This window comes from Pseudomonas sp. D47, assembly GCF_045447305.1.
Classification (GTDB): Bacteria; Pseudomonadota; Gammaproteobacteria; order Pseudomonadales; family Pseudomonadaceae; genus Aquipseudomonas.
Window position 1 is genome coordinate 75,473 of sequence record NZ_JBJGXU010000024.1, and the last position, 9,338, is coordinate 84,810.

Here is a 9,338-nt window from a genome sequence, read left to right on the forward strand (position 1 = left end):
TGTTCCTGGCGACTGCTGCCCTGGCGTCAAAAAAACATCTATTTTTATTGGATATTTTGTTTTAGCAGATTAGCTGGGACTTGGGATAAGTACACCCAACAAAGACAGGAACATCATCGTCAGTCTATTGACGCCATGGCACTCATTGATCTAAGCGGTGCGCGCCCGCATGAAGTCCCCCCACCGGCGCACCAGATAATTGTGCTCATCCATCACCGAGTTCCACACCGCAATGTGCCCCATGCGTTGCGCATAGGAACCCCCATCGCGCACATCGCCGACATCAATCAACGGCAAACCATCACTGCCCAACAACTCCTCCCGGGCAGGCTTGCCAGCATACCAATAATCCCACTCGGCACTGCTCAAATTATCGCGCGTACGCGCCGGGTTGCCGATGTAATAGCCCTGGCGCGCCATGACCGCCCCAGGCCAGCCGGACAACCACCAATTCAGATAAGCGTAAGCCGCATCCAACACCGAGCCCTGGGCATGGCGTGACAACGACAACCCGCCAAACCAAGCCCGATAGCCTTCGCGGGGCACCGCCAGCCGGTACTTCACCCCGGCACGGTGCAAACGCATCAAGGTCGGCGACCACAGGCTCTGGATATCGATGCTGGGGCTGAGCATCAACTGCGCCGCCTCTTCATCGTCCGACCAGAACGCCGCAAAGTGCCCTCCCTTCTGCTTGCGCACCAGGATGTCGGCGAGCACATCGATCTCTTCGATGCTCATATTGCCGATGTCCTTGAACTGCGCCAGCCCCGCGCCTTGCACTGCCAACGCGGCGTCCAGGGCGCCAATCGCGGCATCACTTTGCAACGCGGTGCGTGCACGCCAGGCCGGGTCAAGCAGCCAGCCCCAGCTTTCATTGCCGTGGCTGAAGCCTTCGGGCAAACGTTCGGGGCGGTAGGCAAAACTGTCAGCGTTGTGGGTCAGCGGCAGCATGCTGATGCGATCGGTCACGGTGCTGCCGAGGCTGCCGTCGTGCTGCACGAACAGGCGCTCACTGGGCACGCTGCCGCTGCCCAAGCGATCGTTGGCCGACAAGCGACCGCGCTTGGGCAGGTCGTTGATCTCATGCCACAGCGCGATTCGCCGCGTGTCGATAGGCTGGATCGCGCGCGCCGGCCACACGAAGTCGACGTTGTGGAACCACTGGTCGTACAGGTCGTAGCTGTCGGGCTGCATCACCGCGATGCGCTGGGCCTGCGCAACGTCGTGTACCTGGTACACCAGGCGAATACCCAATTCCTGTTCGGCGCGCACGCGCAAACATTCCAGCAAGGTTACGGAGGTACCGAGCACGCGTAACGTGATCATGCGGCAAACCGTCGGGAGAACACTTCAAAGGAACGCCGCAACAGCGCCGGGTCGAGGCCACGCAGGATAAACACCAGCCGCGATTGGCGGTCGGTGCCCGGCCACGCGGGCAAGTGCACCGGGGCATGCAGGCAATGCTGCACGCCATGAATGACGATAGGGGCCGAGCTTGCGTTCACGTTGAGCAGTCCTTTGACGCGAAGGATTCGTTCGCCGTGGCATCTTAGCAGCATCGACAACCACACCCCGAAGCCAACCCAGTCCAGCGGCTGGTCGAAGCTCAGGCAGCACACTTGCGCCGCGCCGTGGGTGGCGGTGGTGGTTTGGTGCAATTGCCAACGGCTGACTTCAACAGCCGGTTCGGCGCTGCGCAACCCTTCGCCGAGCAGCAGTTGGTCGCCGCTGTGAACCTCATGGGTATTGAGGATCGGCGTACCGGCGTTGAGTGCCTGCAAGTGCGCGCGCAGTGCATCACAGTCGCCGGCCAGGTCGGTCTTGCTCAGCAACAGGCGGTCTGCAGCGGCGACCTGGGCCAGCCATTCCGGGTGCAGGCGTTCTTGCAGGGTAGCGTGGCTGGCGTCGACCAACGTAATCACCAGGCCAATATGGAAACGCCCACGCAGCTGCACGTCGTTGTTCAGCGTGGCGAGGATTGGCGCCGGATCAGCCAGGCCGGTGGTCTCAAGAATCACCCGTTTGAACGCCGGGATTTCGCCGCGCTCACGCCGTTGTAGCAAGCCGAGCAACGCGTCTTTCAGCTCGCCACGGATCGAGCAACAGACACAGCCGCTGGGCAGCAGCACGGTGTCCGGCGCCACTTCTTCCACCAGCAGATGGTCGATGCCGACATCGCCGAATTCGTTGATCAGCAACGCGGTGTCGCCAAGGCTTTCGCCTTGTAGCAGACGCTTGAGCAAGGTGGTTTTGCCGCTGCCGAGGAAACCGGTGATGACATTGAGGGCGATGCTCATGATGACTCCAAGTGATCAAGCAAGCGCGGATCCAGCGGGTCCAGCGGGCGCCCGAGCATGTTTTCAGCCGCCTGCCACAGTTGATCCAGGCCACTCGCCAGTTCTTGCTTGCCGGTGGCGCCCAACAGCAGGTACGACGCGCCCTGGAAGTCTTCGACCTTGAGCCGGAACACCGCCAGCACTTGGTTGATCGCAGCGATCCGGCGCAAGCGTTCGCGGCGCCGTGGCAGTTCATCGCCTAAGGGGTCGCTCCAGTGCAGGTCTTCACCGAGCAAGCCGCAGAGTCCGCACATGGCTACACCTCGCTCATGGCATGACATCGCCGGAGTTCGGGCCCAGGGTCTGGCCGACGAACAGGTTGCCGCCCGGTTCACTGGCGAGCAGCACGGCGGTGGGCGCCACTTCATCAGCCAGGCCGAAACGGCCCAGGGGCAATTCGGCGGCCTTGGCGCGCTTCCAGTCGGCGCTGATGCCGCCCACCAGCGGCGTTTCGATAGGGCCCGGCGCAATGGCGTTGACCAGCACGTTGTCCTTGGCCACTTCCAGCGCCAGGGATTTGGTGAAACCGATCACGCCAGCCTTGGCGGCGGCGTAGTGGGTCAGCTCGGCGCCGCCCTTGATGCCCAGTTGCGAGGCCACATTGATGATCCGCCCCCAGCGCTGCGCAAGCATGTGCGGCAAGGCGCGCTGGCTGGCCACGAACACACTGGTGAGGTCGACACGCAGCATGTCGTTCCACATCTCGATGGAGAGGTCGACGCAACGCGCCTGGGTAAGCATGCCAGCATTATTGACCAAAATATCGATGCCGCCGAAGTGCTCGACACAGCGGTCGACGCTGGCCTGGGCGCCTTCGACAGTGCCGACGTCAGCGAGGCATTCGAACACTTCGGCGCCGAGGTTGCGGCAGGAGATGGCGGTTTCGGCAAGGCTGGCGGCGTTGCGGTCGGCCAGCAACAGCCGCGCGCCTTCGGCGGCGTAGGCGCGGGCGATGGCGGCGCCGATGCCGCTGCCAGCACCGGTGATGACGGCGCGGCGATGGGTGAGTTGATGCATGCAGAATCTCCTAAGGCAAACACGGTCCACTGTGGGAGCTGGCTTGCCTGCGATAGCGGCGGGTCAGCTACAAATATTTCAACTGTTCCACCGCCATCGCAGGCAAGCCAGCTCCCACCTTTTTTGCAGAGCGTGGAGTCAGTCCGGCCAGCGCACAGTCAAGCCACCGTCGATGACGATGCTCTGCCCAGTCAAATAACTCGACGCATCGCTGGTCAAGAATTGCACCAACGAGGCCACCTCATCCGCCCGCCCTACCCGGCCCAACGGAATCGCCCGCGCCGCCTTCGCCAACCCCTCAGGCCCCAACGAGTTCTTCGCATCCAACGACTGCGGCGTCTCGATCAACCCCGGAATCACCGCATTACAACGGATCCCCAACGGCGCCAACTCCACCGCCAGCGACCGGCACAACCCCGGCACGCCGGCCTTGGCCGCGGCGTAATGGCTGTGCTCCTGCCAGCCATACACACCGCCGGCAATCGACGAAATCGCCACCAGCGCCCCGCCCTCGCCCATATGCCGGGTGGCCGCGCGGAAGGTGCGCATCACCCCCGTCAGGTCGACATTGAGCATCTCGTTCCACAACGCATCGGTCATCTCCAACAACGGCGCGCGGCGCAATAAACCGGCATTGGCCACCGCGTAATCGAGGCGGCCAAAATGCTGCACGGCTTGCGCGGCCAGCGCGTCTACCGAGGCGGTATCGCCCACGTCCAGCGGCAACATCAGGCATTCACCACCGGCTTCTTCTACCTGGGCCACGGTGGTGTGCGGGTCATGCGGGTCAGCCGGGTAATACCCGCCCACCACCGCCACGCCGCTGCGCGCATAGGCCACGGCGAGGGCTTGGCCGATGCCGCTGGCGGCACCGGTAATCAAGGCAACTTTACGGCTCATCAAACACTCCTTACTGAACGGTTTCCGGGCGCACATGGCGGGCGGCAAACATCAAGGCGCCGGACAAAAAGCACGGCAGCGCGCCGAACCACAGCGCGGCGGTCTGCCAGTCACTGCCGGCGGACAACACTTGGGTGGCGCCGAAGCCGGCGACCACCGCACCAATCGGGCCCATGGCATGGATGATCGCGCCGCCGGTAGCGCGGATGCTGGTAGGGAAACTCTCGCTGATAAAGAACAGCGCCGCCGAGTACGGCCCAATCAGGAAGAACAGGCCCAGGCTGTACAGCCCGACCACCATGGGCATATTGCTGGGGCCAAACAGCATCCCGGCAAACGCCAGGCCGCCGAGCATCCAGCCCAAGCCGATAACATTGCGACGGCCGATCTTGTCGCCCATCCAGCCGTGGGTCAGGTAGCCGCAGTAACCCACCAGGTTCGACAGCACAAGGATGATCAGCGAGTTCTCGAACGAGAGGTGGTGCACGCTGACGATCACCGAAGTCCCCAGCACGCTGAACACCTGGATCGCCGCCCAGTTGAGCAACAGCGCGGCGCCGATCACCAGCGTGGCGCGGCGAGCCGGGCCACGGAAGGCGGCTTTGAGGCCGGCCTTGCTGTGTTCGTCATAGTCCACGCCGTAGGTCACGGCGACGTTTTGCGCTTCTTTCACCGCGCCGCTTTTACGCAGCTCGCTGATGCGCTGGTGTATCTGGAACTGCGGGCTTTCCTTGAGCTTGCGCGCCATGATCGCAATCACGATGGCCGGGATAGCGGCAAAGATGAAGCAACCCTGCCAACCGATAATCGGCAGCAGCAGCGCGGTCAAACCGGCGGCGATCAATGCACCGACCGGCCAGCCGCCCTGCACCAGGCTGTAGATAAACCCGCGACGTTTGGTCAGGCGCGGGTCTTCAGAAGCACCATACAGCTCGCTCAAATACGTGGCGTTGACGGTTTCCTCGGCATAGCCCAGGCCGCCCAGCGAACGGATCAGAATCAGCGGCGACTTGCCCCACGCCCCGCCAATCGCCGTCAGCGCCGAGCACAGCGCGGAACCGGCCACGGTGACAATAATGCCTGTGCGCCGCCCCAACTTATCGACGACAGGGCCAATCGCAAAGGCGACCACCGCCGTGCCCACCGCCACCCAGGTCGCGATCTCAGCTTGCTCCACTTCACCCCAGCCAAAGTGTCGGCCGATCTCCGGCAGCAAGGTGCCGAACAGAATGAAGTCGTACACCGCAAACACCCAGGCGAAAAACGCGATCCAGGTGGCGAAGCGCACCTCCTTGGACGTCAGTTGCCGGGGTTTCCAGCCAGTCAGGTCAAGCTTGTTGTAGATGGACATAGATCGCGCCTCGGGGTGTGGGCTAAGGGTCAGGAACGCGGTTGGCGGCGGATAAAGTCGTCGGCGATTTCGTCGAAGGTGACGAAGCGCACGCCGGCATGGCTCTGGATGTGTTCGATCAAACGCTCGAGCATCAGCAGCACTTGCGGGCGGCCGGACACGTCGGGGTGGATGGTCATGGTGAACACCGCGTGTTCGTGCTCGCGGTAGACCCAGTCGAACTGGTCGCGCCACATTTCTTCCAGGTGGCGCGGGTTGACGAAGCCGTGGCTGTTGGGGGCTTTTTTGATGAACATCATTGGCGGCAGGTCGTCGAGGTACCAGTTGGCCGGGATCTCCACCAGGTCGGTTTCTTCGCCGCGCACCAAAGGTTTCATCCAGGTGTCGGGGTGCTGGCTGTAGTCAATCTTGGTCCAGCTGTCACCCTTGCGCACGTAGTAGGGGTGGAAGTCGTTGTGCATCAGGCTGTGGTCGTACTTGATGCCTTTTTTCAGCAGCAGCTCGTTGGTGACCTTGCTGAATTCCCACCAGGGCGCGACGTAGCCGGTCGGGCGTTTGCCGGTGACTTGGGTGATCAGTTCGATGGACTTATCCAGGACGATTTCTTCCTGCTCGGCCGTCATCGCGATGGGGTTTTCGTGGCTGTAGCCGTGCACGCCGATTTCGTGACCGGCATCGGCCACCGCCTTCATCTGCTCCGGGAAGGTTTCCATCGAGTGGCCAGGGATAAACCAGGTGGTGCGCAGGCCGTAGCGTTCGAACAATTTGAGCAGGCGCGGCGCGCCGATTTCACCGGCGAACAGGCCACGGGAGATGTCGTCCGGCGAGTCTTCGCCGCCGTAGGAACCGAGCCAGCCGGCGACTGCGTCTACGTCGACGCCAAATGCACAGAGGATGTCTTTAGCCATGGTGTGTCTCCTTAAATAGTCATTACGGATTCGACGGACAACGCCGCGCGCAACAGCCGCGCGTCTTCCCCCGTCGGGGCACTGAGCAGCAGCCCGGTGGGCAAGCCCAGGGCATCACGGCCGCTGGGCAGGGCAACGCCCGGCATGTCGAGCAAGCTGCCGGGCATGGTCAGGCGCAGGGTGGCGAGGTTGGTTTTCACGAACAAGTCATCGTCTGCCTCCAGGGCGGCCAACGGCGGTGCGACATGAGCGACGGTGGGGGTAATCAGGAAGGCGCCGTCGAGCTCGTCGACCAGTTGGTATTGCAAGCGGCAGCGCGCGTCGATCAGGTGCAGCAATTGGCTGGCGGGCAGTGCACGCGCGGCTTCAAGGCGGCGGCGTACGCGCGGGTCGAGTTGCTCGGCGTCGCGGCTGTCGAGCAAGGCTTCGTGCAGGGCGAAGGCTTCGAATGAGCCGAGCCAGCCGTCCTGCTTGATCAGGTTGAGGGTGGCCTGGAAGGTGGCGGACGCACGCACCTCGATCAGCGCGCCCGCGGCCTTGAGTTGGTCCACCGCGCGCAGCAGGTTATTGCGTACGGCCGGCTCGATGTCTTCCAGCGTGCCCTGCTCAAGCACAAAGCGCTGGCCCTTGAGGCTGCGGGCAGTGTGGGTTTGCGCACGGCCGTTGAGCAGGTCGTCGATCGTCAGCGCATCGCGCACGCTGCGGGTCAGCGGGCCGAGGCTGTCGAGGGTGTGCGCCAGCGGGAAGACGCCGTCGCGGCTGTAGCGCCGGCTGCTGCTGCGGTAGCCCACTACGCCATTGAATGCTGCGGGGATGCGGATCGAACCGGCGGTGTCAGTGCCCATGGCGATCGGCACGATACCGGCGGCCACGGCAACGGCCGAACCCGAGGATGAACCGCCGGGAATGCGCGGTTGATCGCTGCCGCTCGGGTTGTAGGGCGTGCCGAAATGCGGGTTCAGGCCCAGGCCGGAATACGCCAGTTCACTGAGGTTGGTCTTGCCGATACTGACCATCCCGGCGCGACACAGTAGCCCCACGCTCGGCGCGTCGAGCAACGCGGCTGGCGCCTCGCGACGGTAGTTGGCGCCGGCGGTGGTAATGCTGCCGGCGACGTCAAACAGGTCTTTCCAGGCCAGCGGCACACCATCGAACACGCTCAACGGCTGGCCGGCACGCCAACGAGCGGCGCTGGCTTCAGCTTCTCGGCGGGCACGCTCGGCCGTCAGGGAGATAAACACGCTGGGGGCCAGGCTCGCGTGAACCAGTGCCTGTTCGAGGACCTGCACCGGGTCGCTGCGACCACTGGCAAAAGCTTCGGCCATTGAGGTGGCGTCTGACATCAAGATGACCTTCTTAAAACGTACATATTATTAAAATGTACGTTTTACAAAGGCAGCTTTCGTGCCAGTCTCTCAACACGCATTTTTCGCGAGTGCGCTTTATTGCCTGGAGCTACGGACTAGATGGTTTTGTAGGCGGCAAAAATATCGGATGAAGGTGCTGGAACAGACCTTGAATGAAATAATGTATCTTTTATTAATCAATACATTTTGGTGCAGAAAAGTAACAACGTGACGGGTAAGGCCCCAAAAAAGTGCCACCACCGTGGCGCAGAGTGACAGCGGCAACTATGAGAGAATCCGTAGCCACTTTCCTACAAACCCATCCACTCTTTACCTAGAGAAGCAGATGAAAGCAGCGTCCGCCTCCGCTTCCCGTTACGCGATGATTCACACCGTGTTGCGTGACGCCATCGTCAACGGCACCGCCCGCCACGGGCTGGTCTTGCTGGAAGCGCCGCTGGCCGAGCTGTTCGGCACCAGCCGCGTGCCGGTGCGTAAGGCGCTGGACCTGCTGCACGATGAAGGCCTGATCTGCCGCTTCAACGGACGCGGTTACCTGATCAACCCCGAAGGCCTGGTCATGGAGCCGCTGCGCCTGCCGCTGAGCCATGCACACCTGGGCCTTAATGGCGACGACGAGCTGGTAGACACCCGGCCGCTGGGCGAGCGGATTGTTGAGGAAATCGGCGCGGCGCTGTCCACGTGCATCGCCTTCGGCCATTACCGCCTGGACGAGCAAGCCGCCGCCGACCACTACGGTGTCAGCCGCGCCGTGGTGCGTGAAGCGCTGATGCGCCTGCGCGACCGTGGCCTGGTGGAAAAAGAGCCTTACTCCCAATGGCTGGCGGGGCCGCTGACCGCGCGCGAAGTCACCGAAGACTATGAACTGCGCGCCTGCCTGGAACCCGAAGCCCTGCGCCAGAGCGCGCCGAACCTGGACCGCGAGATGCTTGAGGCCATGTTGCAGCGCGTGCTGGAGGCCCAGCAAAGCCCGCAGTGCAGCCTGCAAGCCATCGAGCAGATCGAGGAGGACTTGCACCAGCGCTGCCTGGCCGGCCTGCAGAACCGCAAGATCGCCGCGCTGATTCGCCAGGGCCAGAGCCCGATGATCATCAGTCGAATTTTCTACCGTTTACTGGGGATAGGCGCAGATCCCGCCATGCTCGCCGAACATCGCTTGATTCTGGAGCTATTGCTGCACGGCGCCTTCGATGCGGCGGCGCTGAATTTGCGTGAGCATTTGCAACGGGCCAGTCAGCGTATGTTGCAGCGTTTGAAGGTGTTGTCGGTGCTACCGGAACAGCCGATTCCCGCCTACCTCCACAAGATCAGCTGACCCCACGTGCTCTGAAATGTGGGAGCTGGTTTGCCTGAGATAGCGGTCTGCCAGCCAACACATCAGTGGCTGATGCACCGCCATTGCAGCTTAGGTATCTACACATCTTTTTTATGGGTTGAATTCTTTGGTTGTCGCGGGGGT

At 62.6% G+C, this 9,338-nt stretch carries 9 protein-coding genes; 1 reads left to right on the forward strand and 8 read right to left on the reverse strand.

The annotated features are described in order from the left end of the window. Nucleotides 1-150: 150 nt before the first annotated feature. The 8 genes from ACI77I_RS17310 to ACI77I_RS17345 form a co-directional block, all read right to left on the reverse strand. Entirely contained in the window at nt 151-1,326 is a 1,176-nt protein-coding gene (locus ACI77I_RS17310; protein ID WP_406998037.1) for a PotD/PotF family extracellular solute-binding protein, read from the reverse strand. Beyond that, nucleotides 1,323-2,297, reverse strand: coding sequence for a GTP-binding protein (locus tag ACI77I_RS17315; protein ID WP_094952992.1), 975 nt, complete (start codon nt 2,295-2,297; stop codon nt 1,323-1,325). Before ACI77I_RS17315 ends, ACI77I_RS17310 begins: the two co-directional genes overlap by 4 nt. After that, nucleotides 2,294-2,590 (reverse strand): hypothetical protein, encoded by a 297-nt coding sequence (locus ACI77I_RS17320; protein WP_094952993.1) that lies wholly within the window; start codon nt 2,588-2,590, stop codon nt 2,294-2,296. The genes ACI77I_RS17315 and ACI77I_RS17320 overlap by 4 nt, the downstream gene beginning before the upstream one ends. A 13-nt stretch (nt 2,591-2,603) precedes the next feature. After that, complete coding sequence (locus tag ACI77I_RS17325; protein ID WP_094952994.1) at nt 2,604-3,353, reverse strand: SDR family NAD(P)-dependent oxidoreductase; 750 nt, start codon at nt 3,351-3,353, stop codon at nt 2,604-2,606. Between the two features lie 138 nt (nt 3,354-3,491). Beyond that, nucleotides 3,492-4,253, reverse strand: coding sequence for an SDR family NAD(P)-dependent oxidoreductase (locus tag ACI77I_RS17330; RefSeq protein ID WP_094952995.1), 762 nt, complete (start codon nt 4,251-4,253; stop codon nt 3,492-3,494). A 10-nt stretch (nt 4,254-4,263) separates the two neighbouring features. Continuing rightward, nucleotides 4,264-5,604 (reverse strand): MFS transporter, encoded by a 1,341-nt coding sequence (locus ACI77I_RS17335; RefSeq protein WP_242154601.1) that lies wholly within the window; start codon nt 5,602-5,604, stop codon nt 4,264-4,266. A gap of 29 nt (nt 5,605-5,633) precedes the next feature. After that, a complete protein-coding gene (locus ACI77I_RS17340; protein ID WP_053254585.1) occupies nt 5,634-6,512 on the reverse strand; it encodes a polysaccharide deacetylase in 879 nt (292 codons plus the stop codon). A gap of 11 nt (nt 6,513-6,523) precedes the next feature. After that, on the reverse strand, nt 6,524-7,855 hold the full coding sequence (locus ACI77I_RS17345; RefSeq protein WP_094952997.1) for an amidase: 1,332 nt from the start codon (nt 7,853-7,855) through the stop codon (nt 6,524-6,526). A gap of 349 nt (nt 7,856-8,204) precedes the next feature. Between ACI77I_RS17345 and ACI77I_RS17350 the strand changes: the two genes are divergently transcribed. Further along, the gene (locus ACI77I_RS17350; protein ID WP_094952998.1) at nt 8,205-9,194 is read left to right on the forward strand and encodes a GntR family transcriptional regulator; all 990 of its coding nucleotides are present in this window, start codon (nt 8,205-8,207) and stop codon (nt 9,192-9,194) included. Nucleotides 9,195-9,338 lie beyond the last annotated feature (144 nt).